Genomic DNA, 26,302 nt, shown 5'->3' on the forward strand with positions numbered 1-26,302 from the left:
CATTGAAAGCGCGCCGCCTGAGAACAATTTTGCTCCTGGCCGGCCTTTTCCAGCATGGAACGACTATTGCCAGAGAATGGCGGGTGACAGCGCCTGTCACCTCTTATATCCGGTGAGACATGGACAGCGTCGCGACTGAGCATAAGCCAGAGGTGGACGATCGCTTCGACACCGCGCGGATCACCGCCGCGGTCGACGCGCTTGCCGAAAAGCACGAGGGCCGCGAGGACGCGTTCCGCACGGCGATGGCGCAATTGCTCAAGGCCGAGCTGATCGCGGCCCGCGCCGCGGCGCAGGCGATCCTGCTGAAGGACCGTCACGGCCGCCGCTGCGCCGAGCGGCTGTGCCATGTGCAGGACGAGATCATCCGCATCCTCTATTCGGCCGCGACCCGGCATCTCTATCGCTCGCCGATCCCGAGCGGCGCGGAGCGCATGGCGGTGGTCGCGACCGGCGGCTATGGCCGCGGCCTGATGGCCCCCGAATCCGACATCGATCTGCTGTTCATCCTGCCCTACAAGCAGACCGCCTGGGGCGAGCAGGTCGCCGAAGCCATCCTCTATTGCCTCTGGGACATGGGCCTGAAGGTCGGCCACGCCACGCGCTCGGTCGACGAGTCGATCCGGCAGGCGCGCGGCGACATGACCATCCGCACCGCGATCCTGGAGACGCGCTTCCTCACCGGCGACCAGCCGCTTTACGACGAGTTGGTCGCACGCTTCGACAAGGACGTGGTGCAGGGCACCGCGTCCGAATTCGTCACCGCAAAGCTCGCCGAGCGCGAGGAGCGGCACCGCCGCGGCGGCCAATCGCGCTATCTGGTCGAGCCCAACGTCAAGGACGGCAAGGGCGCGCTGCGCGACCTGCACACGCTGTTCTGGATCGCCAAATACGTCTACCGCGTGCGCGACACCGACGAGCTGGTCGAGCGCGGCGTGTTCGACGCGCAGGAATACCGCACCTTCCGCCGCTGCGCCGATTTCCTCTGGTCGGTGCGCTGCAATCTGCACTTCTACTCCGGTCGCGCCGAAGAGCGCCTTTCCTTCGACCTCCAGCGCGAGATCGCGGTCCGGCTCGGCTATACCTCGCATCCCGGCATGCAGGACGTCGAGCGCTTCATGAAGCACTACTTCCTGGTCGCCAAGGAAGTCGGCAACCTCACCGCCATCCTGTGCGCCAAGCTCGAGGATCAGCAGGCCAAGCCCGCGCCGGTGCTGAGCCGGATGATGGCGCGGCTGCGCCCGACCGCCGTGAAGCGGCGCGTGCCCGATAGCGACGATTTCATCGTCGACAACAACCGCATCAACGTCGCCGCGCCCGACGTGTTCAAGCACGATCCGGTCAATCTGATCCGCATCTTCCGCCTGGCGCAGAAGAACAACCTCGCCTTCCATCCGGACGCGATGCGCGACGTGACGCGCTCGCTCGGCCTGATCAACGCGCAGATGCGCGAGAATCCGGACGCCAACCGGCTGTTCATGGAGATCCTGACCTCCGACAACGCGGAGATCGTGCTTCGGCGGATGAACGAGACCGGCGTGCTCGGCCATTTCATCCGCGCCTTCGGCAAGATCGTGTCGATGATGCAGTTCAACATGTATCATCATTACACCGTCGACGAGCATCTGATCCGCTGCGTCGGTTTCCTCCAGGACATCGAACGCGGCGGCCTCGACGAGTTCGTGCTCGCCAGCGACCTCATGCGCAAAATTCGCCCCGAGCACCGTGCAGTGATCTACATCACGACGTTGCTGCACGATATCGCCAAGGGCCGGCCCGAGGATCATTCGATCGCGGGCGCCAAGGTGGCGCGGCGGCTCTGCCCGCGGCTCGGCTTCAGCCCTGCTGACACCGAGCTCGTGGCCTGGCTGATCGAGGAGCATCTGACGATGTCCACGGTCGCGCAGTCGCGCGATCTGTCCGATCGCAAGACCATCGAGAATTTCGCTGCCGTAGTGCAGTCGGTCGAGCAGATGAAATTGCTCACGATCCTGACCACCGCCGACATCCGCGGCGTCGGCCCCGGCGTGTGGAACGGCTGGAAGGCGCAGCTGCTGCGTTCTCTTTATTACGAGACCGAGCCAGTGCTCACCGGCGGCTTCTCGGAAGTCGACCGCGGCAAACGCCTCACAGCCGCCTACGGCGAATTCCGCAACGCCTTCGCCGAATGGCCGGCGGACGAACTCGATGCCTATATCGGCCGGCATTATCCGGCCTACTGGCTCAAGGTCGAGCTGCCGCGAAAAATCCGCCACGCCCGCTTCGTCCGCTCCAGCGAGCAGGCTGGCCACAAGCTCGCGATCAATGTCGGCTTCGACGAGGTGCGCGGCGTCACCGAGTTGACGATCTTCGCGGCCGACCATCCCTGGCTGCTCTCGATCATCGCAGGCGCCTGCGCCTCAGCCGGCGCCAACATCGTGGACGCCCAGATCTACACCACGACCGACGGCCGCGCGCTCGACACCATCTCGATCTCCAGGGAATACGACCGCGACGAGGACGAGGGACGGCGCGCCACGCGCATCGGCGAGATGATCGAGGACGTGCTGGAAGGCAAGCTACGTCTGCCCGAAGTGGTGGCGCGGCGCACCGTGCGCAGCAAGGCACGGCCGTTCGTGATCGAGCCTGAGGTGACCATCAACAACCAATGGTCCGACCGCTACACCGTGATCGAGATGTCCGGCCTCGACCGCCCCGGCCTGCTCTACGAGCTGACCACCGCGATCTCGAAGCTCAACCTCAACATCGCCTCGGCTCACGTCGCGACCTTCGGCGAGCGCGCCCGCGACGTGTTCTACGTCACTGATTTGCTGGGCGCACAGATCAACGCCCCGACGCGCCAGTCCGCGATCAAGAGCGCGCTGACCCATGTGATGGCCGGCGACAAGGCGGTTGCGGCGCCGGCGGCGTGAGCTCTCCCGTCATTCCGGGCTCGCGGCTAGCGGGCTACGCACCCTGCCTATCATCGCGCCGGCTTTTGTTTGGAGTGTCGCAGCGCGTTCACCAGCGCGGACAGCGCGGCCGGTTGATGCTGACGACTGGGATAATACATGAAGAAGCCGGGAATTGGCGGCGTCCAATCCTCCAGCACCCGAACAAGGCGGCGCTTCGCGATATATCCGGCGACCTGCTCTTCGTAGGCCAGTCCAATGCCAACTCCAGCGAGCGCCGCCTGAATCACCAGGTGAGTATCGTCAATGATGAGCGGGCCATTGACGTTGATCGTGACCGACTTCCGTCCCTGCTCAAACTCCCACCGATATGGACCACCCGCAAGACGCAGGGTAATGCATCGATGATCGCTGAGGTCCTTTGGCTTTTCGGGAATGCGGCGTGAAGCGAAATAGTGGGGCGACCCTACGACCGCCAATCGCAGTTCGGGCGTGACACGAACCGCGATCATGTCCTTTTGAATGTACTCGCCAAGCTGGATACCGGCATCGAACTCGCCCGCCACAAGATCGACGGGGCCGGTGACGGTGACGACGTCCAGAACGATGTCAGGGTAGGCCTCGGCGAAAGCCTTGAGCCGCGGCAACAACACCATCACGGCAGCCGATCGCGACATGACAATGCGGAGGCGACCTTCGGGTCGGTGCCGAACGCTTCGGGCTTTGGCGAGGGCATGACGAATCTGCTCAAGTGCCGGAGACAAGTCCTGTAAAAGAGCGGCCCCCGCAGCGGTTGGCGCAACGCTCTTGGTCGTTCGCGCGAGCAGCTTCAGCTCAAGCCGTTGCTCGAGCCTGCGGATTGTGTGGCTCAAGGCCGACTGAGACACACCCAGCTTTATCGCAGCGCGCGTAAAGCTTCGTTCGCTGGCCACGATCGCAAACGTGGCGAGTTCGTTCATTTCGTTTGTCATCATGATGAATATCGCTCATGAGCCCATGCCACTCAAGCCGCCTAGTCTCATAAATCCCGTTGCCGTAGGTTTTGCGCGGGCACGGAGACGACCTGCGGCTTTCCTGCACGTGGGGCAGGCTGATGCTCGGCACAGCTAGCCGGGCCGCAGCAATGAGTTCAGTGCGATAACCCTGAGGATGACAATGGATACGGATGTTTCCGCCTTGCGCGCGCTTGCGCAGACCTATTTCGATGCCGCCTATGAAATGGATGCCGAGAAATTTTCGTCCATATTCCACCCATCGAGCTCCGTGACGAAAGTCGCCGAGGACGGCAAATTGGACGTGACGCCGATTGCGTCCTGGCTGGCGGCGGTCCGCAACATGAACGCTCCGAAGCAACAGGGCTTCGAGCGAGATGATCAGATCCTGTCAATCGATGTCGAAAGAGAGCTGGCGCTCGTGAAGGTGAAATTGCAGATTCCGCCGCGTTCCTTCACGGACCTGTTGTCATGTCTGAAGGTGAACGGGACCTGGAAGATCGCGCAGAAGGTGATGACGTCGAAAGTAAGCTGACAGATTCGGCTACGGCGCCGCCATCAGACCTCTCAAATCGCCACGCCCTCGTGCCTTAGCAGCCAGCGCTTGCGCTCCAGCCCTCCGCCGTATTTCACCAGCGAACCGTCGGCGCCGATCAGGCGATGGCACGGCAGCACGACGCTGATCGGGTTCGAGCCGTTGGCATGGCCGACGGCCCGGATGGCCTTTGGCATCTCGATCCTTGCGGCCATTGCGCCATAGCTCATCGTGGTGCCGGCTGGAATCTGCGCCAGCGCGGTCCAGACCTTTTGCTGGAACGGCGTGCCGGCAATGCGCCAGGCCACATTTGCGAGCTGGGCGAGATCGCCGTCGAAGTAGCGCGACAGCGCCGTCCGCATCGGTGTCGGCGCAGGCTGATCACTGAGATCCACCACACCATAATGCAGGCGCAGCAGCTCGCGCATGCGATGCTCGTAGTCCTCCCAGTCGAGCGCGCGCAGCGCGCCCCCGGCATCGGTGACGAGCAAGGCGATCCCGATCGGCGTCGTCAAGCGATCAAGGCCGAAGGTGGCGGGCGTTCTGGTTGATCGAGCGGGCATTGCGACACCAAGGCAATCGAAACACACCATCGCACTTGCCATGCGAACCGTGCTAACGTCCACCCGAAAGCTGACGCTTTTGGGGGAGCTCAACTTGATCCTGATCGGCAACGTCCTGGTGGCGCTGGTCGCCGCACTGCATGTCTTCTTCCTTGTCCTGGAGATGTTTCTCTGGGACAAGCCATTGGGTCTGAAGGTCTTTCGCAATACGCCCGAGAAGGCCGAGATCACGAAAGTGCTGGCCGCCAATCAGGGGCTCTATAACGGCTTCCTCGCCGCAGGCCTGATCTGGGGCTTGCTCCACGGCAATCCGGCCTTCGCATTCCAGATCAAGGCATTCTTCCTGCTCTGCGTGATCGTGGCCGGCGCCTATGGCGCGGCGACCGTGAGCTCGCGCATCCTGATCGTGCAGGCGCTGCCGGCAGCGATCGCGCTGGTTGTGCTGTATCTGGCCTGAGGCATTGGCCTGAGCCTTCTGACCTGAGGCGCTACAACGCAGCGCCGCGATCCTTGCGCGGCGGCTGACGTTCCTCCACAATCTTCGGCAGCGATGGCGACCGTTTCAATCAACGGGAAAAGACCGTCGACCGGAAAATTCCGTCAGGAGGAACATCTCAACATGAGCAATCGCAGAGTCTTTCTAGCTGCCACGGCGGCGCTCGCCTTCGCGTTCTCCGCCAACCAAGCTCTCGCCCAGAAAAAATACGATACCGGCGCGAGCGACACCGAGATCAAGATCGGCCAGACCGTGCCGTTCTCCGGCGCCTACTCCGTCTACGCCAATATCGGCAAGACCCAGGCCGCCTACTTCAAGATGATCAACGACCAGGGCGGCATCAACGGCCGCAAGATCAACCTGATCCAGTATGACGACGCCTATTCGCCGCCGAAGACCGTCGAACAGGTGCGCAAGCTCGTCGAAGGCGACGAAGTGCTCTTCACCTTCCAGATCATCGGCACCGCCGCCAACGCCGCCGTGCAGAAATATCTCAACGGCAAGAAGATCCCACAGCTGCTGGCGTCCACCGGCGCCGCGCGCTTCAACGATCCCCAGAACTATCCCTGGACCATCGCCTATAATCCCAACTACGTGTCCGAGGGACGGATCTACGCCAAATACATTCTCAAGGAGCATCCGAACGCCAAGATCGGCGTGCTCTACCAGAACGACGACATGGGCCGCGACTATCTCGCGGGCCTCAAGAGCGGCCTCGGCGACAAGGCGGCCAGCATGATCGTCGGCGAGGTCTCCTATGAAGTCACTGATCCGACGGTGGATTCGCAGGTGGTCAAGCTGAAGTCACTGGGCGCCGATCTTTTCTACGATGCCTCGACGCCGAAGTTCGCGGCGCAGGCCATCAAGAAGGTGGCCGAGCTCGGCTGGAACCCGGTGCACATCCTCGACATCAATGCGAGCCCGATCTCGGCGACGCTGAAGCCGGCCGGCCTCGACATCTCCAAGGGCATCATCTCGACTCAATACGGCAAGGAGCCGAGCGATCCGCAGTGGAAGGACGATCCGGGCGTGAAAGCGTTCTTCGCCTTCATGGACAAGTATTTCCCCGAAGGCGACAAGCTCAACACGGTCAACACCTATGCCTATTCGGTCGCCGAGCTGCTGACGCAAGTGCTGAAGCAGTGCGGTGACGACCTGTCGCGTGAGAACGTCATGAAGCAGGTCGCCAACATCAAGGACTTCACCCCGAGCTTCGCGCTGCCCGGCATCAAGATCAACACCGGGCCGAACGACTACCGCGTCAACAAGCAGATGCAGATGATGAAGTTCAACGGCGAGCGCTGGGAACTGTTCGGACCGATCATCGAGGACAACGGCCCGGCGGGTTAGCAGCTCTGTAGGGTGGGTTAACTTGGCGGATGTGCGAAGCGCGATCCGCCAAGCGTAACCCACCTTTCCCGCGGAGATGAACAGTGGTGGGTTACGCCTGCGGCTCACCCACCCTACAAAGGATGGGCGCGCCCCACCTTGCGTTGCAGCAATCGTTCCTCCAAACTCGCCCTCAGCGATGGCGTCGGGTGCGCAGCAGTGCGCCCGGCAGACCGTCGACAATAACAAGCTGAGGAAATTGCGAATGAGGAATGGAATTCTGCATCTGGCCACGGCAACGGCGCTGACCCTGGCGCTGTCGGTCTCCGCGGCCAATGCCCAAAAGAAGTATGATCCGGGCGCCAGCGACACCGAGATCAAGGTCGGCCAGACCATGCCGTTCTCGGGACCGGCGTCGGCCTATTCGTCGATCGGCAAGACCCAGGCCGCCTATTTCAAGATGATCAACGATCAGGGCGGCATCAACGGCCGCAAGATCAATCTGATCCAGTATGACGACGCCTATTCGCCGCCGAAAGCCGTGGAGCAAATCCGCAAGCTCGTCGAGAGCGACGAGGTGCTGCTGACCTTCCAGATCATCGGCACGCCCGTGAACGCAGCCGTGCAGAAATATCTCAACTCCAAGAAGGTGCCGCAGTTGTTCGCGGCGACCGGTGCCTCGCGGTTCACCGATCCGAAGAACTATCCGTGGACGATGGGCTTCAACCCGAACTATTTCGTCGAGGGCCGCATCTACGGACAGTACATCCTGAAGGAGCATCCGAACGCCAAGATCGGCGTGCTCTATCAGAACGACGACCTCGGCAAGGACTATCTGAACGGCATCAAGGCCGGCCTCGGCGACAAGGCCGCCAAGATGATCGTGACCGAAGCGTCCTACGAGGTGTCCGATCCGACGGTCGATTCGCAGGTCCTCAAGATCAAGGACGCCGGCGCCGATTTGTTCTTCAGCGCCACAACACCGAAGCAGGCCGCGCAGGCGATCAAGAAGATCGCCGAGATGGGCTGGCATCCGGTGCAGATCGTCGACATCAACGCCACCTCCGTCGGCGCGGTGCTGAAGCCCGCCGGCCTCGATGCCGCCAAGGGCCTGATCAGCGTCAATTACGGCAAGGAACCGCTCGACCCGACCTGGAAGGACGATGCCGGCATGAAGCGCTATTTCGACTTCATGGCCAAGTACTATCCCGATGGCGACAAGGACTCGAACTTCAACACGTACGGCTACAGCACGGCGCAGTTGCTGGCCCATGTGCTGAAGCAGTGCGGCGACGACCTGACGCGCGAGAACGTCATGAAGCAGGCGACCTCGCTGAAGGACGTCGTCAGCGACACCGCGCTGCCCGGCATCAAGGCCAACACCTCGCCGACCGACTACCGCGTCAACAAGCAGCTTCAGATGATGAAGTTCAACGGCGAGCGCTGGGAGCTGTTCGGCCCGATCCTGGAGGATTCGGGTCCGGCGGGTTAGTGGTTGCTTGAATTCCGGAATGCGATCGGCGGCCTGATGGGCCGCCGATTTTTTTGGGACGTCCCCTGATCTATCACCGTCACCCTGAGGTGGCCGCCCCTCGGCGGCCCTCGAAGGGCGACGGCCCGGCTGGTTGCCACACGGAAACATCCGGGCCGTGCATCCTTCGAGGCTCCCGGCGCGATGCTTTGCATCGCACCACTCGCACCTCAGGATGACGGGATAAGATGTTCGCGTTCGGCCTACTCCGGTATCTCTCCAAAACCCTTCCCCACCGGCAACACGGCGTGCCGGATCAACCGTGAATCCTCCACCGCGGCCTGCCGGTGCTTCACGGCTTCGCGATAGACGGGATCGCGGATCATCTCGACGAAGGTGCCGACGCTCGGATACTCCGCGATGAAGCAATGGTCCCAGCGCTCGTCTTGCGGGCCGATCAGCATCAGCTCGAACTTGCCCTGCCAGACGATGCGGCCGCCGAGGCGTTCGAACACCGGGCCGCTCTCGCGGCCATAGGCGGCATAGGCTTCCGCGCCGCTGGCCTTGCGGCCGTCGGGATAGGCGGCCTCCTTGCGCAGGCGCACCAGATTGAGCATGTGGATCGGGCCCGGGCGGTTATTGTCCCGGAACTGCGCGAAGATGTCCTTGGTCGGGTCGATGTGGCCCATGCGTGGTGTTCCCTCTCGTTTTCTGCCGGCGATCCTAGCCGCACCGCCCGGGAAGCGGAAATGCGGCAGGCGAATGCCGCATCTCCTAATCACGCGTTAACGTTCGCGTAACCGGGCCTTAAACAGCGACCGCTAGCGTGCGGCGGGGCGGGCTGACCGGGCGTTTGCGTATGGGGTTGGGAAAGAAAAAGGGTGGGCGGAAGGAGCCGTTGTTCGGCTTGCCTGCGGCACTCGCCGATCTGCGCCTGACGGCAGCGGATCGCATCCCCAACGCCGAGGACAAGCCGAAGAAGTCCGCGAAGTCATCCGCCAAGCGCAAGAACGAAACCTCCGACGACGAGCCGCCGCGCGAGCGCAAGGCGCAAGCCAGCCGCAGCGGCGCCAAGCGCCGGTCGAAATCACGCTTCGGTGCCGGGCTCGGCCGCCTGGTCTATTGGGGCGCGGTGCTGAGCCTGTGGGGCGTCATCGCGGTGATCGGCGTCGTGATCTATGTCGGCGCCCATCTGCCGCCGATCCAGTCGCTGGAGATTCCCAAACGTCCGCCGACCATCCAGATCGTCGGCATCGACGGCAGCATGCTGGCGCAACGCGGCGAGATGGCCGGCGCCAACGTCTCGCTGAAGGATTTGCCGCCTTATCTGCCGAAGGCGTTCATCGCCATCGAGGACCGCCGCTTCTATTCGCATTTCGGCATCGATCCCGTCGGCATCCTGCGCGCGCTCGTCACCAACGTCATGCATCGCGGCGTGTCGCAGGGCGGCTCGACCTTGACGCAGCAGCTTGCGAAAAACCTGTTCCTGACCCAGGAGCGCACCATGCAGCGCAAGCTGCAGGAGGTGGAGCTGGCGATCTGGCTGGAGCGCAAGCACTCCAAGGACGAGATCCTGGAGCTCTATCTCAATCGCGTCTATTTCGGCTCCGGCGCCTATGGCGTCGAAGCCGCCGCGCAGAAATATTTCGGCAAGTCGGCCAAGAGCGTCACCGTCGCGGAGGCCGCGATGCTGGCCGGCCTCGTCAAATCGCCCTCGCGCCTCGCGCCGAACCGCAATCCCGAAGGCGCGGAAGCGCGCGCGAAAATCGTGCTCGCGGCGATGGCGGATGCCAAGTTCATCACCGACGCGCAGGCGCAGGCCTCGATCGGCCATCCCTCCTACAACGTGAAGCCGGTCGGCGCCGGCACGGTCAATTACGTCGCTGATTGGATCGGCGAAGTTCTGGACGATCTGGTCGGCCAGATCGACGAGAGCATCAAGGTCGAGACCACGATCGATCCGAAGCTCCAGAGCGTGGCCGAAGCCGCCATCATCGACGAGCTTGCCGCCAAGAGCGTCAAGTTCAATGTCAGCCAGGGCGCGCTGGTGGCGATGACGCCCGACGGCGCGGTGCGCGCCATGGTGGGCGGCCGGAACTATTCCGAGAGCCAGTACAACCGCGCGGTCACGGCCAAGCGCCAGCCGGGCTCCTCGTTCAAGCCGTTCGTGTATCTGACCGCGCTCGAGCAGGGTCTGACGCCGGACACGATGCGCCAGGATGCGCCGATTGAGGTCAAGGGCTGGAGGCCTGAGAACTACACCCATGAATATTTCGGCGCGGTGACGCTGACACAGGCGCTGGCGATGTCGCTCAACACGGTCGCCATCCGCCTCGGCCTCGAGGTTGGACCGAAGAACGTGGTCCGCACCGCGCACCGGCTCGGCATCTCCTCGAAGCTCGAACCCAACGCGTCGATCGCGCTCGGCACGTCGGAAGTCTCGGTGGTCGAGCTGGTCGGCGCCTATGCGCCGTTCGCCAATGGCGGCCTCGCGGTGACGCCGCATGTTGTCACGCGGATCAGGACGCTCAGCGGCAAGCTGCTCTACATGCGCCAGCCCGAAGAGCGTAACCAGGTCGTCGACCCCCGCTATGTCGGCATGATGAACACGATGATGCGGGAGACGCTGGTCTCAGGCACCGCCAAGAAGGCGGAGATCCCCGGCTGGCCGGCCGCCGGCAAGACCGGCACCAGCCAGGATTACCGCGACGCCTGGTTCATCGGCTACACCGCCAGCCTCGTCACCGGCGTCTGGCTCGGCAATGACGACAACTCGCCGACCAAGAAGGCGACCGGCGGCGGCCTGCCGGTCGAAGTGTGGTCGCGCTTCATGAAGACGGCGCATGAGGGCGTGCCGGTGGCGGCCTTGCCGAGTTCACCAGGTGGCTGGGCCCTGTCCAACCTCGCGCAGGCAGCATCGCAGGTGTCGCCGCCGACGATGGCCGCGCCCGGACCCGCTCCGTCCAACAACAGCGGCTATCGGCCGCCGCCGACGCGCGCCAATGTGCGGCCGGAAGCAGCGGCAGGGCTGGATGGCTGGCTGATGGACCGGCTCTTCGGCGGTAATCGGTAGCCGCGAGTTGAGGCCGTCGAGGCCTCAAAACAAAAACTGCGAAAACAACCCCATGCACAGTAGGCGGCAGTTGCCGGAGTCGTGCGCGGTGGATGGTACGAAGGCGTTGATACGGCGGGGCTAATCGCGTGTCCCGCGCATCGTCGCGAAATGTGGCGAGAATCGAGCGAAGTACGCTGATGTGGCCCCGCTCTCAACTGTCATTCCCCGCGAAGGCGGGGAATCCAGTACGCCGCAGCCCATCGATTCAATCACTACGGCCTCTGGAATACTGGATCGCCCGCTTTCGCGGGCGATGACAGCGTCAGATGTAGCAGGAGCGCGCCCTACTCCTCGATCCCATACCGGTGCAGATCGTTGCCGTAGGTGTCGAGCCACTTCTTGGCGCGCTCCATCGACGGGCAGATCTTGCCGCAGACGCGCCAGAACCGCGCCGAGTGGTTCATCTCGACGAGATGGGCCACTTCATGTGCGGCGAGGTAGTCGAGCACGAAGGGCGGCGCCAGGATCAGGCGCCAGGAGAACGACAGCGAGCCGGCCGAGGTGCAGGAGCCCCAGCGGCTGGACTGATCTCGGATCGAGAGCCGCTTGACCTTGACGCCGAGCTCGGCGGCATGGATCTCCGCGGATCGCTGCAGATCCTTGCGCGCCTCGCGCTTGAGGAAGTCGCTGATGCGACGATCGACGTGATCGAGGCCGCCGGCGACGCAGAGAATCTTGTCACCGCTGTCGCGCGTCTCGGTCCACACCGTGCCGCGCGTGCCGGCGCGATGAACGATGCGATGGGGCGTGCCGCGAAGCGGTATCACTGTGCCAGGCTGGAACGGTGCCGCCTTCGGCAAACGCCCGAGACGCGCCGCGATCCAGGCACCGTGACGCGACGCAAAGTCTTTGGCTTCGGCCAGCGTGCCGCGCGGCGGGATGGTGAGGATGGCTTCGCGATCGCTCGGATGAATTCTGAGCGTGTAACGGCGCGCGCGGCGGTGTCTTCGCAGCCGAATCGCAAAGAATTGCGATCCATGGGTGATCACGAGGGTCTTCGGTTCGTGGGGCCGACGGTAGAGGAGCGCGCGAGTGGCCATGTCTGTCAGTCCGGGGAGCAAGAGTTCGCCCGGATTCTGCCATAACCGCCGCCAGGGAAAGCGCTCGGCGCAAAAACAAATCATTTGCCCAATATACAGGGGTCTGACGTCCGGGAGACCCTACAGACTGGGGTTGGAACCGGCTTTTTTCGCCCCCGCTGGACGCATGCGATACCCCCAAGAGGTGAGGGATGACTCACTCCTAGATCGCTACCTAATTACCTCGAATCTGGAGGGAACCAGGCCCTCCCGGAACTGCCAGCGGGGCCTGATTTGTCGGAGGAAAAGCCGAAATCCGCGATTATTCGGCCGCGAGTGCCTGCAACGAGCTCGGATTCGCAGCCGAAACCATGAAGTCGTGAATCCGCGGCACGATTTCCGACTTGAACCGCGATCCGTTGAACACACCGTAATGTCCGACGCCCTTCTGGACGTAATGAACGCGGCGATGATCCGGAATCGCGCTGCACAATGTGTGCGTTGCTTCGGTCTGACCGATACCGGAGATGTCGTCGTTCTCGCCTTCGACCGTCATCAGCGCAACGCGCGTGACCTTGGAGGGATCGACGCGTGTTCCACGATGGGTCATCTCGCCCTTCGGCAACGAGTGCTTCACGAACACGGTGTCGACGGTCTGGAGATAATACTCGGCCGAGAGATCCATCACCGCGAGATATTCGTCGTAGAAGTCGCGATGCTTGTCGACGAGGTCGCCGTCGCCCTTCACCAGATTGGCGAACAGACGCTTATGGGCGTCCATGTGGCGATCGAGGTTCATGCTGATGAACCCGTTGAGCTGCAAGAAGCCGGGATAGACGTCGCGCATCATGCCGGGATGCGGGAACGGCACCTTGGTGATGACGGTGTTGCGGAACCAGTCGATGCCGCGCTCCTGCGCGAGCTTGTTCACCGCGGTCGGATTGCGGCGGGTGTCGATCGGGCCGCCCATCAGCGTCATCGAGGTCGGCACGAAGGGATCGCGCCGCGCTTCCATGATCGAGACGGCGGCGACGACGGGCACGGAGGGCTGGCACACCGCCAGCACATGGGTGTTGCCGCCGAGGACGTGCAGCATCTCGATGACGTAGTCGATGTAGTCGTCGAGATCGAAGCGGCCATCGCTGAGCGGCACCATGCGGGCATCGGCCCAGTCGGTGATGTAGACCTCATGCGCGGGCAGGAAGGCTTCGACCGTGCCACGCAGCAGCGTCGCATAATGGCCGGACATCGGCGCCACGATCAGCACGCGCGGCTGCGGACTGCGCAGCGGGCGGGTGAACTTGCGATCGAAGTAGAGCAGCCTGCAGAAAGGCTTTTCCCAGACCGGGCGAACCTCGACGGGGACGCGGATGCCGTTGACCTCGGTGTCGTCGAGACCCCATTCCGGCTTGCCGTAGCGGCGCGTGGTGCGCTCGAACAATTCGCAGGCCGCGGCGACCGACTTGCCGACCTCGGTGCGCGCCCAGGGATTGAGGGGATTCTGAAACAGCAGCTTGGTCGCGTCGGTGATTGCCCGCGCCGGATTGAGAGAGGCCTGCCCCATCTCGTACATCCAGTACATCGGCGTCGTCAGGACCGGACTGCCTTCAGCCGACAAAGGCGGCGCACCAAACTCACCAATAGGCATCGCTATATTCCTCTTCGCATCGCAGCATACTGCCGAATGCGTAATATTGCGTCAATGCATGGTTCCGTACATCTACGTGGCCGAAGCCGCCAAACCACCCTGAATCCACGAGAAAGTGACGTTATTCGCCGCCCGAGAGCAGCGAGCCGTGTTTTCTGGCGCTGCGCAAAAGGGCAAGGAATGCCCAAAAAGATGCAACGAGAAGGCCGGCATTGATGACCAACGCCTCCAGCATCAGATCGATCCGGAAGGTGTTCTCGATCAGCAGCGCGCGCATCCCTTCGAACACGTAAGTCGGCGGCAGCGCCCAGGCGACGACTTGCAGCCAGGCCGGCAGCACGCTCACGGGATAGTAGATGCAGGCCAGCGGCATGATCGCGAACATCAGGGTCCAGACGATGCTCTCCGCACCGAGGCCGTTTCGCAGGACGAGACCCGACACGAAGATCCCGACCGACCAGCTCGTGAAGATCAGATTGCAGAAGAACGCGATCAACGGCAGGCCGAGCGCGTAGACGTTGAAGTGAAACAGGAACAGCGCGAGCAGCGTCATCGGGATGATTCCGATCGCGAGCCGGATCAGGCTCATGACCATCAGCGACAACAAGAACTCGATGGGCTTGAGCGGGCTCATCATGAGGTTGCCGAGGTTGCGCGCCCACATCTCTTCCAGGAACGAGATGGAGAAGCCGAGCTGGCCGCGGAACAGGATGTCCCAGAGGATGACGGCGCCGATCAGCGTGCCGCCGGCGCGCGCGAAGAAATTGGCGTTCTCGGCGATGTAGTGCTGGAGGAAGCCCCAGGTGATGATCTGGAGCGCCGGCCAGTACAGCAGCTCGAGCAGCCGCGGCCAGGACGACATCAAGAGATACCAGTAGCGCAGGATCATCGCGCCGATGCGGTGGGCAGAGATGCCGCGATGGAGGGTGATGTCGGTCATGGCGGTGGTCCGTGGCCTAGATGGACCCTGTCATCCCGGGGCGCGACGTAGTCGCGAGCCCGGGATCCATAACCACAGGCAGCGGTTGCGGGGCGAGTCTGGCAACTCCGAGTCATCGCCAAATTCGATCCTGGGGTTATGGATTCCGGGCTCGCGCTTCGCGCGCCCCGGAATGACGGGACTTCATTCGGGCTACGATCGAGACCCAAGAGCCCCCTCATCGCGCCGTCTCCTTCGCCCCGTTCGCCCGGCCGCGCGCGACGTCCAGAAACACCTCCTCCAGCGTGGTCCGGTTGTAGCGGGCCATGATGGCGTCGGGCGTGTCGTCGTCCTCGATGCGGCCGCGCTTCATGATGATGACGCGGTCGCAGAGCCGCTCGACCTCGAGCATGTTGTGCGAGGCCAGCAGGATGGTGGCGTTGTTCTCCCTGCGATAGCGCTCCATATGCGCCCGCACCCAGTCGGCGGTGTCAGGATCGAGCGAGGCGGTGGGCTCATCGAGCAACAAGAGTTCGGGCTGGTTGATCAGCGCCTTGGCCAGCGCGACGCGGGTCTTCTGGCCGGCGGAGAGCTTGCCGCTGGCGCGGTCGATGAATTCGACGAGATCGAGCTCGTCCGCGAGCTTCGCAATGCGGTCGGAGAGGTTCTTCACCGCATAGAGCTTGCCGAACACGGTGAGATTCTGCCGCACGGTGAGCCGCATCGGCATGTCGACATAGGGGCTCTCGAAATTCATCCGCCCCAGCACGGCGGCGCTCTCCTCGGGCATGCGATGCCCGAGCACCCTGACGCGGCCGGAGGTCGGCAGCACCAGGCCCATGATCATCGCGATGGTCGTGGTCTTGCCGGCACCGTTGCCGCCCAAAAGCCCGGTGATGCTGCCGCGCGACAGCGAAAAGGAGATATCGTCGACGGCGCGGGTCTGCTTGTAGACCTTGACCAGGCGATCGACCTCGATTGCCGCGGATGAAATGTTACCCGCGACAGTCGGCCGACTTGAAGCCTTGTCATTCCCGTTCATGCTGGGCCGTTCTTCTGCTATTGCAGCGGGGAGTGCAAGGCTTGTAATCCGGGTGGTTCCGCAAGCTCTGCGTCTGTGACGAGAAGGCACCGCCCCATTGGCCGACATGACCGAAATTGCCGCATCCGAATTTCGCCACGCGCAGCGGCATATCCGGCTGGACACGATCCTGCGGCTGCGCTGGCTCGCGGTGCTGGGCCAGCTCGCCGCGATCTTCATCGTCGCGCAGGGGCTGGAGTTCAACGTCGAGATCGTCCCCTGCGTCAGCATCATCGCCCTGTCGGCGACGCTCAATCTCGCGCTCCAGACCGTGTCCAATCCGATGCAGCGGTTGGAGCCGATGCAGGCCGCCGGCCTGCTCGCGCTGAACATCGTAGAGCTGGCGGGCCTGCTGTTCTTCACCGGCGGGCTGCAAAACCCGTTCTCGTTCCTGTTTCTCGCGCCGGTGCTGATCTCGGCCACCGCGTTGCCGGCCCGCTTCACCTTCGGCCTCGGCGTGCTCGCGGTGGCCTGCGCCTCGATCCTGTTCTTCTTCCATTTTCCGCTGCCCTGGGACTCCGACGATCCGCTGGTGCTGCCGCCGATCTATCTCGTCGGCGTCTGGCTCTCGATCGTGCTCGCGATCGGCGTCACCAGCCTCTATTCGTTCCAGGTCACCGAAGAGGCGCGCAAGCTCGCCGACGCGCTGGCCGCGACCGAGCTGGTGCTGACGCGCGAGCAGCATCTGACCCAGCTCGACGGTCTCGCCGCCGCCGCCGCGCATGAGCTCGGCACCCCGCTCGCGACCATCTTCCTGATCTCGCGCGAGCTTGAAAAGACGGTGAAGGACGTCAGTTTCGCCGCCGATCTGAAGACCCTGCGCGAGCAGACCCAGCGCTGTCGCGAGATTCTCAGCAAGATCACCCAATTGTCCTCCGAAGGCGCGCCGTTCGATCGCATGAAGATGTCGGAGCTGATCGAGGAGGTGGTGGCGCCGCATCGCGATTTCGGCGTCGACATCAAGGTGCGGATCGCGGTGGCCATCGCGGCGGAGCCGGTCGGCTCGCGCAACCCGGCGATCCTCTACGGCGTCGGCAACATCGTCGAGAACGCGGTCGATTTCGCCCACACCACGGTCGAGGTGAATGCCTGGTGGAACAAGGACAATATCGAGCTCGTGATCTCCGACGACGGCCCCGGCATTCCGCCCGACATCCTGAAGCGGATCGGCGAGCCCTATCTGTCGCGGCGGCGCACCCTGGATGATGGCGGCAGCGAACAGCGCGGGCTGGGCCTCGGCGTGTTCATCGCCCGCACCCTGCTGGAACGCACCGGCGCCAAGGTTTCGTTTACCAACCGGACCTTCCCGGAACATGGTGCAGTGGTACAGGTTACCTGGCCGCGGGAGCGTTTTGAGGCTATCGAGATGCTCGAAGAAACAATAGGATAGTCCGCGACCTTGCGTCGCACAGCACGGCCGATCGACTATTTGCGGCCTTGGCACCGCCCGATTGCGACGCCATATGTAGATGAGCTGGAGAGAGGAAAAACCTTGAACGCCATCGCCGAACTGAACGAACAGACCGACCGCTCGCTTCTCATCGTGGAGGACGACAAGCCGTTCCTGGAGCGCCTGTCGCGCGCGATGGAGACGCGCGGATTTGCGGTGACGTCATGTGACACGGTTTCGGATGGTCTTGCCCAGATCGGCAAGGCCGCGCCCGCATTCGCCGTGGTCGATCTCCGCCTCGGCGACGGCAACGGTCTCGACGTCGTCTCCGCGCTGAAGAAGAAGCGCCCCGAAGCCCGCGCCATCGTGCTGACCGGCTACGGCAACATCGCCACCGCCGTGACCGCGGTGAAGATGGGCGCGATCGATTATCTCTCGAAGCCCGCGGATGCCGACGACGTCGTCGCCGCGCTGCTGTCGACCAGCGCAGAAAAATCCGAGCTGCCGACCAACCCGATGTCGGCCGACCGCGTTCGCTGGGAACACATCCAGCGCATCTACGAGATGTGCAACCGCAACGTCTCGGAGACGGCGCGCCGGCTGAACATGCACCGCCGGACCTTGCAGCGGATTCTGGCGAAGCGCGCGCCAAGGTGACGGTCTCGTAGGGTGGATTAGCCGAAGGCGTAATCCACCAACTTCTTCGTCCACGTGGATAGTAAAGCGGTGGGTTACGCCTTCGGCTAACCCACCCTACGCATTCATTCCCAAAACTCCGCGTGGCCTTGCGGATCGACCAGGCGGTTGATCCGTAGCGCCGCCGTCATGCCGAACCGTACCGTCATCTGCTTGCGCGTCGCCGCCGCGATCTTGTGCTCGGGCGCCTCGCACTGCATGTGCGCGCCATAGGCGTCGGCGACGATCAGGCCGGTGTCTTGCGGAAAGATCTCGCAGGGCAGGTCCTGCGTGAAGGCGAAGAACAGCCGGTCGCAATGGGCGCGGTATTCGTGCCATTTCTGGTCGGCGCGCAAATCCTCGACCGACGATTTGATCTCGACGATCCAGATCTCGCCGCGCTCGTTCAGCGCCACGAGATCGGCACGCCGTCCCGACGGCAGCGGCAATTCGCTGATGCAGGTAAAGCCGAGCGAGCGCAGCAGCCTTGCGGTGCCGCGCGCGATGGCGAGCGCCGTTTCCGACTGGCGGCGGTCGGGCGGCGGCACGAGAGCGATGTTCCGGGCGGGGCTGTCCATGGGGGGAGAGTAGCCGATTCCGTTGCACCCGTCATTCCGGGGCGCGCCACTTGGCGCGAGCCCGGAATCCATAATCACAGGGAGGAGTTGCGGCGCGTAGCTGTAAACCCAAGTCTTCGCAAAACACGACCCTGTGGCTATGGGTCCCGGGCTCGCGACTTCGTCGCGCCCCGGGACGACAGCGAATACGGCCGGAACCTCCCCTCCCCCTCGCACTTATCACGCAGCCGCCGACGGTCGCGGGCGGACCGATGAAGGCTGCCCCGGCATGATCGACGATCTCTGGTACAAGAACGGCGTGATCTACTGCCTGTCCGTCGGCACCTATATGGATGCCAACGGCGACGGCGTCGGCGATTTCAAGGGGCTGCTGCGACGGCTCGATTATCTGCACGGGCTCGGCATCACCACGATCTGGCTGATGCCGTTCCAGACCTCGCCGGGCCGCGACGACGGTTACGATATCGCCGATTATTACAGCGTCGATTCCCGCTACGGCACGCTCGGCGATTTCGTCGAGTTCACCCATGGCTGCAAGCAGCGCGGCATCCGCATCATCATCGACCTCGTCGTCAACCACACCTCGGACCAGCATCAATGGTTCAAGGAGGCGCGTCGCGACAAGAACTCGCCCTATCGCGACTGGTATGTGTGGTCCGACAAGAAACCGGCCGGCGCCAACAAGGGCATGGTGTTTCCGGGCGTGCAGAAATCGACCTGGACGCGCGACAAGGAGGCCGGCGCGTACTACTTCCACCGCTTCTACGATTTCCAGCCCGACCTCAACACCTCGAACCCGCATGTGCAGGCCGAGATATTGAAGATCATGGGCTTCTGGATCCAGCTCGGCGTCTCCGGCTTTCGCATGGACGCCGTGCCCTTCGTGATCGCCACCAAGGGCGCGAAGGTGAAGAAGCCGGTCGAGCAATACGACATGCTGCGCGCGTTCCGCGAATTCCTGCAATGGCGCCAGGGCGACGCCATCATCCTCGCCGAAGCCAATGTGCTGCCGGAAACCGACATGCAATATTTCGGCAAGGATGCCGACCGCATGCACATGATGTTCAACTTCCACGTCAACCAGCATCTGTTCTATGCGCTGGCCTCCGGTGACTCACGACCGCTGGCGAAGGCGCTGAAAGCCACCAAGCCGCGGCCGGCCACGGCGCAATGGGGCCTGTTCCTGCGCAATCACGACGAGCTCGATCTCGGACGACTGAGCAAGGCGCAGCGCGACACCGTGTTCAGGAAATTCGGACCCGACAAGGACATGCAGCTCTACGATCGCGGCATCCGCCGGCGGCTGGCGCCGATGCTGGGCGGCGACCGAAGGCGGCTCGAGCTCGCCTACAGCCTGATGTGCACGCTGCCGGGGACGCCCGTGATCCGCTATGGCGACGAGATCGCGATGGGCGACGATCTGTCATTGCCCGAACGCAATTGCGCGCGCACGCCGATGCAATGGTCGACCGAGCCGCATGGCGGCTTCACCAAGAGCGACAAGCCCGCCTGCCCGGTCATCGACGAGGGCCCTTACGGCTTCCCGCACCTCAACGTCGCCAAGCAGCGGCGCGATGCCAATTCCATGCTGAACTGGACCGAACGCATCGTCCGCATGCGCAAGGAGGTGCCGGAGATCGGCTGGGGCGATTTCGCAATCATTCCGACGCGCGATCCCGCGGTGTTCATCATGCGCTACGACTGGCGCAACAATTCGGTGCTGTTCGTGCACAATCTCGACGAGACGCCGCGCGAGACCGCGTTCTCGGTGGGACTGCCGGGTGAAGCCGGCGAGCACCTGATCAATCTGCTCGCGGAGGATCACAGCCACGCCGACAAGCAGGGCCGGCATCGCATCGTGCTGGAGCCGTATGGGTATCGCTGGTATCGGGTCGGCGGGCTGGATTATCTGCTGAAGCGGAGTGATATCGACGAGAACACGACGGGCAACAAGCATCCGGGGTGATGTGGCCTCACATGTCATTCCGGGGCGCGCCACTTGGCGCGAGCCCGGAATCCATAACCACAGGCTGGAGTGTGGCGCGACAGGTCACTCCGAATCTTCGCAAAACCACTGCCTGGGGTATGGGTCCCCGGCTCGCGCTTCGCGCGCCCCGGGACGACATTTAGGCGGGTGGCTGCACGATCACGCCTTCGTTCCCGCGCAGATCCAGCACGCCCTCGAGCCGCTCTCCCTCGCGATCGAGAAAGGTCGACAACAGAATCTCGCTGCCGAACCTGATCGCGCTCGTCGTCACCGCGATCGGCTCGGGCCCGAGATTGAGCACCACGATCACGCCGTTGCCCTCGGCGTCGCGGCGATAGATCAGCAGATCGCCTTGCGCGGCGATCGGATGATAATCGCCCTCGATCAGCGCTGGCGATGCCTTGCGCAGTGCGATCAGGCGCTTGTAGAGGCTCAGGATCGAGCGCGTGTCGGCTTCGAGATTGACGACGTTCTCGTGGATATGGTCCTCCGGCAGCGGCAACCATGGCCTCACCTCCGAGAAGCCGCCGAACGGTGAAGAATCCCACTGCATCGGCGTGCGGCAGCCGTCGCGGCCGACGCCGATGCCGGGCACGTTCTTCTCGAACGGGTCCTGCACGTCCGCCGGCGCGATCGCGACCTGATGCATGCCGATCTCGTCGCCGTAATAGAGCGTCGGCGTGCCGCGCAGGGTCAGCAGCAGCATGGCGGCAACACGGGCCTGCTCGGGCCCGACACGGCTGGCGACGCGCGGCCGGTCGTGATTTCCGAGCACCCAGTTCGGCCACGCGCCGCGCGGCAGCGCCTTCTCGTAGTCGTCCACGATCTTCTCGATCGAGCGCGCGCTCCAGAAGGTCGAGAGCAGCGCGAAGTTGAACGGCATCTGCGCGCCGGTGAGGTCGTTGCCGTAATAGGCCATCAGCCGGTGCAGCGGCAGATAGATCTCGCCGATCAGCACGCGCGCGGAATACGCATCGGTCACGCGCCGCATCTCGGCGATGACGTCATGCACCTCCGCCTGATCGGTGGAATATTGGGTCAGGATCTTTTCGTTCGGCGGCCGTCCCTCGACGTAATGCGGGTTCGGCGGGTTGTCGCGAAACTCGGCATCCTTGATCAGGTGCCAGATCACGTCGACGCGAAAGCCGTCGACGCCCTTTTCCAGCCAGAACCGCATCACGTCGTAGATGGCGTTGCGGACATCGGGATTGCGCCAGTTGAGATCCGGCTGCTGGGCGAGGAAGGCGTGGTAATAATACTGGCCCGTCGTCTCGTCGAAAGCCCACGCGCTGCCGCCGAACTCGGACAGCCAGTTGTTCGGCACGCCGCCATCGGGCCCGGGATCGCGCCAGACGTACCAGTCGCGCTTGGGATTGTCGCGCGAGGACCGGCTCTCGACGAACCAGGGATGCTGATCGGAGGTGTGGTTCGGCACGAGGTCGAGGATCAGCTTGAGGCCGTTGTCGTGGGCCGCGGCGAGCAGCGCATCGAAATCCGCCATCGCGCCGAACAGCGGCTCGATACCGGTATAATCGGAGATGTCGTAACCGAAATCGGCCATCGGCGAGGGAAAGATCGGCGACAGCCAGATCGCATCGACGCCGAGCGACTTCACATAGGCGAGACGCCGCAGGATGCCGGCGAGATCGCCGACGCCGTCACCGTCGCTGTCCTGAAACGAGCGCGGATAGACCTGATAGAAGATGCCGTAGCGCCACCAGTTGTCGCCGCTGTGAGCCATGTTGGAGATACCACCCGGAATTGACCTTGCGCGAGAGAACGCGGAAGCAACGTCCCGGTTCAAACCAGCAAGCGAATTGGGACGGCCGTGTGACCGTCGCGGCGACCGTTCCCGGCTTCCGACACGAATCTTTTGCTTGGCGGCATGGCAAAAATCGGCATTGTGGCGCCATGACCGAGCAAAATGCCTCCCAAGACTCCTCGCAATCCAAGGCCGGCGCGATCATCGTCCCCGTGACGCTGTTCGAGCAGAACTGCACCATCATCTGGGACGAGCCGTCCAAGAAGGCCGTCGTCATCGATCCCGGCGGGGACGTGCCGAAGATTCTGGAAGCGATCAAGCAGACCGGCGTCACCGTCGAGAAGATCTGGCTGACCCACGGCCATATCGACCATGTCGGCGGCGCGGCGGAATTGCGCGATGCGCTGAAGGTGCCGATCGAGGGCCCGCATGCCGCGGACAAATTCCTGCTCGACAATGTGGTCGAGAGCGGCGCCCGCTTCGGCATGACCGGTGGCCGCAATTTCGAGCCAGACCGCTGGCTCGACGAAGGCGACACCGTGTCGATCGGCGACCTCACGTTCGACATCTATCACTGTCCGGGCCACTCGCCCGGCAGCGTGGTGTTCTTCAACAAGGATTTGCGCTTCGCCCATGTCGGCGACGTCTTGTTCGCAGGCTCGGTCGGGCGCACCGACCTGCCCGGCGGCAGTCACGCCACGCTGATCAACTCGATCATGACAAAATTGCTGCCGCTCGGCGACGATGTCGGCTTCATCTGCGGCCATGGCGCCGGCTCGAGCATCGGCCAGGAGCGGATGACCAATCCGTTCATCACCGGCGAGATGTGAGCTGCTATTCGCGGCGTCCATGCTGACAACGCCGCAACAAACTCCGCTGTCGTCCCGGACAAGCTCCGCTGTCATTCCGGGGCGCGCGATAGCGCGAGCCCGGAATCCATAGCCACAGGAAGGTGTGGTTACGGGCACTCGCAGTTGCCTATGCGCGCCAAACTTTGTCCTGTGGCTATGGGTCCCGGGCTCGCGACTTCGTCGCGCCCCGGGACGACAGCTGAGATCGTCGCGCTTACTGCAGCCACCAGCTACTTCATCAGCCCCGCGGCGGTCAGCGCGCGGGTGATGATCTGGCCGAGATCGAAGCCGCGGGCTTCCTCGGGCTTCGGCTCGGCCGGCTTCGCCACGGCGGCGCGGATCGAACGTGCGAGATGCGGCGCAGGAGACCGTCCCGGTGCGGGCTTTGCCTCCGTCTTCTTCGCCGCATCCGGAATCCAGCCGGTGAGGCCGAAGAATTTCGCGATGTGGTAGGACGACGAAATGCCGGCCTCGATCAGGAACGCACCTTCGATGCCGTAGCGCTGGTCGTTGTCGGCAAGGCCCAGCGGCGTGCCGTGGGCCATGCCGGTGACGGTGTAGGATTCCACCAGCGTCTCGCCGTTCTTGTTCCACCAGGCCTGGCGCGGATAGCCGTCGACGACAGTCTCCGCCATCGGCGCGAGCGGCAAATCGTGCAAGTCGAGCCACTGCTTGACGATCTCGTTGGCATTGCCGGGATTGACGGTGCGGTCGGCGCTGCCGTGCCACACCGACATCTTCGGCCAGGGCCCGCGATGATCCGACGCCCGCCGCACGAAATCGCCGAGCTCGCGCTCGGGCCGCTCCGGGGAATGAAACATGCCGTCGAGTGCCTCGCGCAAATTCGAGGCGATGCCGTAAGGAAGCCCGGCGATGACAGCGCCGGCCGCAAAGACCTCCGGATAGGTCGCAAGCATCACCGACGTCATGCCGCCGCCGGCGGACAGGCCCGTGATGAAGATGCGCCTGGGATCGATGCGATGCGCCTTGACCATATGCGCGATCATCTCGCGGATCGAACGCGCCTCGCCGCTGTCGCGCGCGGTGTCTTCCGGATTGAACCAGTTGAAGCAGGTGTTGCCGTTGTTGACGCGCTGCTGCTCGGGCATGACCAGCGCGAAACCGTAGTGCTGCGCGAGTGTCGACCAGCCTGCGCCGAGATCGTAACCCGCCGCGGTCTGCCCGCAGCCATGCAGCACGACGACGAGCGCGCGCGGCTTCTGGAGTTGCGCCGGCACGAATGCGTACATGCGCAAGGCCCCGGGATTGTCGCCGAAGCCCGTGACCTCTTCCAATGGACTGGACACATCCGCGCTGCGACCGAAGTCGCCGAGGCGCAGACCATCCACCTTGGGCAGATGCTTCAAGAGATCGAGATTTTTGGCGAGCGACACGGCAACTCCTGGCAGGCGACGTTCAACGTCCACCCAAACCAAATAGTTGCTGCAGTGCAAAATAAAAAGACCGTGTGCTGTCGATCAGCGCTAAATCGCTGAGAAACCCGCAGAAATCCGCATGTATTAACCGTACTGCCTCAACTTCGTGCAGATGCGCGGCGCATCCACGCCAGAAATGCGGCGCAGATCATGATTAATGTCACAAACAGCGCGAGCGAAACGAGAAACGCTGCGCGCGCTGATTGCAATGCTTCGATTGCGAAGAACACCGCGCCGATTGCGGCCACTCCGGCCGCATTCCCGATCTGAGCTGTGGTGCCGTACATGCCCGAGGCCGAGCCTGCGGCGACAGGTTTGACGGTCGAGAGCACCGCGCCTGATAGCGGCGCCATCACAAGACCCTGGCCGTAGCCGAAGATGCCCATGGTCAGCGCGAGCGCAAGCGGCGCCGGCGCATCGACGAAGCCTGCAAGACATGCGAGCGCGGCGAGACCCGCGATCTGCAACACGCAGCCCTCGATCAACACCTTGGTGCCACGATGCCTTGCGCGCGCGCCGCTGTGGCGTGAGGCCACGACGAAGGCAATGGCCAGTGGAATGCAGGCCATGCCGGCCGTGAGCGGCGGGATCTTCAGCCCTCGCTGCATGAACAGCGTCATCACCAGATAGAATGAGAGGTTGGCGACGAAGAAGAAGAACGCGGCACCGAGCCCACGCAGGAAGGCGGAGTCCGCCAGCAGCGTCAGATCGATCAGCGGCATCCCGCCGGCGCGCGCGACCGCATGCTCCAGCTTCAGGAATGCCGCGAGAATCACGCTGCCGAGCGCCATCACCGCCCACAGCCACGGTGCCCACGCAACATCGTGGCCGAACAGCAGCGGCCCGATCAGGCACAACAGGCCTGCGAACAGGGCGACGCTCCCTTTGATGTCGAGCTTCGTTCCGGCCCGGCGCGGCACCGACGGCATGATGCGCCAGGCGGCCATGGCGATGACGAGGCCAAAAGGAACATTGACGAAGAACACCGAGCGCCAACCGGTGTGTGCGAGGTCGATCGTGACAAGGAGCCCGCCGAGCAGGAAGCCTGCGGCACCCGCAAGCCCGAGCACGACGCCGTAAATCGCAAAGGCGCGGTTACGCGATTCATCGGTGAAGAGCAGATGCAGCGTCGCCAGCACCTGCGGCACCATCAGCGCCGCGGTCGCGCCCTGCGCCAGCCGTGCGACGATCAGCTCCGCGCCGGATTGAGCGAGACCGCACCAGAGCGAGGTCGCCGTAAAGCCGAGCACGCCGGCCAAAAAGACGCTCTTCGCGCCATGGATGTCGCCGAGGCGGCCGCCGGTGACGACCAGCGTGGCATAAGCGATCAGATAGATCGCGATGACGGATTCGATCTGCGCCGGCGTCGCGTTCAGGTCCACCGCGATGGTCGGGATGGCGACGTTCACGATGAAGGCGTCCACGCCGAACATGAACTGCGCTGCGACGACGATCGCCAGCACCCACCAGCGACGGGTCGAATCGATTTGTTTTGTGACGGTTTGATGCATTTTCGCGCGAGCCTTCAGGCATTTATTTGCAAGCAAAATTCGCAGATCGGCGT

General features: G+C 63.5%; 21 protein-coding genes. 10 read left to right on the forward strand and 11 right to left on the reverse strand.

Annotated features, from left to right (window positions below):
* Positions 1 to 119 precede the first annotated feature (119 nt).
* Entirely contained in the window at positions 120 to 2,912 is a 2,793-nt protein-coding gene (locus AB7532_RS34515; RefSeq protein ID WP_441239101.1) for a [protein-PII] uridylyltransferase, read from the forward strand.
* Positions 2,913 to 2,962: 50 nt separating this feature from the next.
* Here the strand turns inward: AB7532_RS34515 and AB7532_RS34520 are convergent, their stop codons facing one another.
* Positions 2,963 to 3,865 carry a LysR family transcriptional regulator gene (locus AB7532_RS34520; protein ID WP_441239102.1) on the reverse strand — a complete coding sequence of 301 codons (903 nt, stop codon included), beginning with the start codon at positions 3,863 to 3,865 and terminating at the stop codon, positions 2,963 to 2,965.
* Between the two features lie 202 nt (positions 3,866 to 4,067).
* Here AB7532_RS34520 and AB7532_RS34525 point away from each other — a divergent pair, with 202 nt between their 5' ends.
* Positions 4,068 to 4,418 (forward strand): nuclear transport factor 2 family protein, encoded by a 351-nt coding sequence (locus AB7532_RS34525; RefSeq protein ID WP_441239103.1) that lies wholly within the window; start codon positions 4,068 to 4,070, stop codon positions 4,416 to 4,418.
* 32 nt (positions 4,419 to 4,450) lie between these two features.
* Here the strand turns inward: AB7532_RS34525 and AB7532_RS34530 are convergent, their stop codons facing one another.
* The gene (locus AB7532_RS34530) at positions 4,451 to 4,981 is read right to left on the reverse strand and encodes a methylated-DNA--[protein]-cysteine S-methyltransferase (RefSeq protein WP_441239104.1); all 531 of its coding nucleotides are present in this window, start codon (positions 4,979 to 4,981) and stop codon (positions 4,451 to 4,453) included.
* A 40-nt stretch (positions 4,982 to 5,021) separates the two neighbouring features.
* On the opposite strand from AB7532_RS34530, the gene AB7532_RS34535 reads away from it, so the two are divergent.
* The 3 genes from AB7532_RS34535 to AB7532_RS34545 all read left to right on the forward strand — a co-directional run bounded on the left by AB7532_RS34535 (position 5,022) and on the right by AB7532_RS34545 (position 8,298).
* On the forward strand, positions 5,022 to 5,438 hold the full coding sequence (locus tag AB7532_RS34535; protein WP_441239105.1) for a DUF1304 domain-containing protein: 417 nt from the start codon (positions 5,022 to 5,024) through the stop codon (positions 5,436 to 5,438).
* Between the two features lie 162 nt (positions 5,439 to 5,600).
* Complete coding sequence (locus tag AB7532_RS34540) at positions 5,601 to 6,827, forward strand: ABC transporter substrate-binding protein (protein ID WP_441239106.1); 1,227 nt, start codon at positions 5,601 to 5,603, stop codon at positions 6,825 to 6,827.
* Positions 6,828 to 7,071: 244 nt separating this feature from the next.
* Positions 7,072 to 8,298, forward strand: a complete 1,227-nt coding sequence (locus AB7532_RS34545; protein WP_441239107.1) for an ABC transporter substrate-binding protein — start codon at positions 7,072 to 7,074, stop codon at positions 8,296 to 8,298.
* 242 nt (positions 8,299 to 8,540) lie between these two features.
* Here AB7532_RS34545 and AB7532_RS34550 read toward each other — a convergent pair whose 3' ends face one another.
* Positions 8,541 to 8,966, reverse strand: a complete 426-nt coding sequence (locus AB7532_RS34550; protein WP_441239108.1) for a DUF1330 domain-containing protein — start codon at positions 8,964 to 8,966, stop codon at positions 8,541 to 8,543.
* 170 nt (positions 8,967 to 9,136) lie between these two features.
* Between AB7532_RS34550 and AB7532_RS34555 the strand changes: the two genes are divergently transcribed.
* The gene (locus AB7532_RS34555) at positions 9,137 to 11,350 is read left to right on the forward strand and encodes a transglycosylase domain-containing protein (protein WP_441239109.1); all 2,214 of its coding nucleotides are present in this window, start codon (positions 9,137 to 9,139) and stop codon (positions 11,348 to 11,350) included.
* 326 nt (positions 11,351 to 11,676) lie between these two features.
* Here the strand turns inward: AB7532_RS34555 and AB7532_RS34560 are convergent, their stop codons facing one another.
* From AB7532_RS34560 to AB7532_RS34575, 4 genes are all read right to left on the reverse strand, one after another.
* The gene (locus AB7532_RS34560; protein ID WP_441239110.1) at positions 11,677 to 12,516 is read right to left on the reverse strand and encodes a M48 family metallopeptidase; all 840 of its coding nucleotides are present in this window, start codon (positions 12,514 to 12,516) and stop codon (positions 11,677 to 11,679) included.
* A 217-nt stretch (positions 12,517 to 12,733) separates the two neighbouring features.
* Complete coding sequence (locus tag AB7532_RS34565; protein ID WP_441239111.1) at positions 12,734 to 14,059, reverse strand: polyhydroxyalkanoate depolymerase; 1,326 nt, start codon at positions 14,057 to 14,059, stop codon at positions 12,734 to 12,736.
* A 121-nt stretch (positions 14,060 to 14,180) separates the two neighbouring features.
* Positions 14,181 to 14,999: an ABC transporter permease gene (locus AB7532_RS34570; RefSeq protein WP_441239112.1), complete on the reverse strand. Its 819-nt coding sequence runs from the start codon at positions 14,997 to 14,999 to the stop codon at positions 14,181 to 14,183.
* 217 nt (positions 15,000 to 15,216) lie between these two features.
* On the reverse strand, positions 15,217 to 16,020 hold the full coding sequence (locus tag AB7532_RS34575) for an ABC transporter ATP-binding protein (RefSeq protein ID WP_441239113.1): 804 nt from the start codon (positions 16,018 to 16,020) through the stop codon (positions 15,217 to 15,219).
* A gap of 106 nt (positions 16,021 to 16,126) precedes the next feature.
* On the opposite strand from AB7532_RS34575, the gene AB7532_RS34580 reads away from it, so the two are divergent.
* Complete coding sequence (locus AB7532_RS34580; RefSeq protein WP_441239114.1) at positions 16,127 to 17,449, forward strand: ActS/PrrB/RegB family redox-sensitive histidine kinase; 1,323 nt, start codon at positions 16,127 to 16,129, stop codon at positions 17,447 to 17,449.
* A 102-nt stretch (positions 17,450 to 17,551) separates the two neighbouring features.
* Positions 17,552 to 18,106 (forward strand): ActR/PrrA/RegA family redox response regulator transcription factor, encoded by a 555-nt coding sequence (locus tag AB7532_RS34585; protein WP_074122131.1) that lies wholly within the window; start codon positions 17,552 to 17,554, stop codon positions 18,104 to 18,106.
* Positions 18,107 to 18,210: 104 nt separating this feature from the next.
* Here AB7532_RS34585 and AB7532_RS34590 read toward each other — a convergent pair whose 3' ends face one another.
* Positions 18,211 to 18,702, reverse strand: coding sequence for an MmcB family DNA repair protein (locus AB7532_RS34590; RefSeq protein WP_441239115.1), 492 nt, complete (start codon positions 18,700 to 18,702; stop codon positions 18,211 to 18,213).
* Positions 18,703 to 18,970: 268 nt separating this feature from the next.
* Here AB7532_RS34590 and AB7532_RS34595 point away from each other — a divergent pair, with 268 nt between their 5' ends.
* Complete coding sequence (locus AB7532_RS34595; protein ID WP_441239116.1) at positions 18,971 to 20,668, forward strand: alpha-amylase family protein; 1,698 nt, start codon at positions 18,971 to 18,973, stop codon at positions 20,666 to 20,668.
* A gap of 160 nt (positions 20,669 to 20,828) precedes the next feature.
* On the opposite strand, the gene AB7532_RS34600 is transcribed toward AB7532_RS34595, so the two are convergent.
* Positions 20,829 to 22,430, reverse strand: a complete 1,602-nt coding sequence (locus tag AB7532_RS34600; RefSeq protein WP_441239117.1) for an alpha-amylase family glycosyl hydrolase — start codon at positions 22,428 to 22,430, stop codon at positions 20,829 to 20,831.
* A 170-nt stretch (positions 22,431 to 22,600) separates the two neighbouring features.
* On the opposite strand from AB7532_RS34600, the gene AB7532_RS34605 reads away from it, so the two are divergent.
* On the forward strand, positions 22,601 to 23,281 hold the full coding sequence (locus tag AB7532_RS34605) for an MBL fold metallo-hydrolase (protein ID WP_441239118.1): 681 nt from the start codon (positions 22,601 to 22,603) through the stop codon (positions 23,279 to 23,281).
* 251 nt (positions 23,282 to 23,532) lie between these two features.
* Here AB7532_RS34605 and AB7532_RS34610 read toward each other — a convergent pair whose 3' ends face one another.
* Both AB7532_RS34610 and AB7532_RS34615 read right to left on the reverse strand, forming a co-directional pair.
* Positions 23,533 to 24,696, reverse strand: a complete 1,164-nt coding sequence (locus AB7532_RS34610) for an extracellular catalytic domain type 1 short-chain-length polyhydroxyalkanoate depolymerase (protein WP_441239119.1) — start codon at positions 24,694 to 24,696, stop codon at positions 23,533 to 23,535.
* Positions 24,697 to 24,836: 140 nt separating this feature from the next.
* Positions 24,837 to 26,249, reverse strand: coding sequence for an MFS transporter (locus AB7532_RS34615; protein WP_441239120.1), 1,413 nt, complete (start codon positions 26,247 to 26,249; stop codon positions 24,837 to 24,839).
* Between the last annotated feature and the right edge of the window lie 53 nt (positions 26,250 to 26,302).

The sequence above is a fragment of the Bradyrhizobium sp. 930_D9_N1_4 genome, from assembly GCF_052076015.1.
Classification (GTDB): Bacteria; Pseudomonadota; Alphaproteobacteria; order Rhizobiales; family Xanthobacteraceae; genus Bradyrhizobium.